At 42.3% G+C, this 542-nt stretch carries 1 protein-coding gene; it reads right to left on the bottom strand.

Annotated features, from left to right (window positions below; translation table 11 throughout):
- Positions 1 to 542, bottom strand: a 542-nt coding sequence (cysZ, locus tag AB4512_RS22035) for a sulfate transporter CysZ (protein WP_372175677.1), incomplete at both ends; no start/stop codon positions are given.

The raw sequence follows: 542 nt of genomic DNA, 5'->3' as shown, positions 1-542 counted from the left end.
GCTTGGTCTTTAAACTCAGCAACCCACATTGCTGTTGCGCCACAAACGGCAACGGGCATTACAATCAGGTTTAAAATTGGAATGGTCGTGAAAACAGAAACAAGCGCACCGAAGCTGTAGCTCTTACCTTGTTTTTGTTTCAAATTGTTTCTCATGTCATCGAACTTGATTTTATGATTATCGAACGGGTAGTCAGCGTATTGAATCGCTAACATCCATGCTGTGAAAATGAACCATAAAAACGGAGCAACGGTTTGCCCTAGTGCTGGAATTAACAAAAGTAGGAATAAACCGATCGCTTTTGGCAGAATGTAGACAAGCTTGCGCCATTCTCTCGCTAATATACGTGGGGTATCTTTGAGGACATCAAGTAAACCATCGTCATTAACTTTTTTACCGCTCAACAACTCTTCAACTTTTTCCGCGAGTAAACCGTTGAACGGTGCGGCAATGAAGTTAGCGAGCGTGCTAAAGAAATACGAGAATGTGGCCAAGACGGTTAACACAAGTAATGGCCATAAAATGTATGACAACCACGACAA

The organism is Vibrio sp. 10N.222.52.B7 (assembly GCF_041474275.1).
Taxonomy (GTDB): domain Bacteria; phylum Pseudomonadota; class Gammaproteobacteria; order Enterobacterales; family Vibrionaceae; genus Vibrio; species Vibrio crassostreae_C.
The sequence above is the reverse complement of the archived record's forward strand: the minus strand, read 5'-3'. Positions and strand labels throughout refer to the sequence as shown.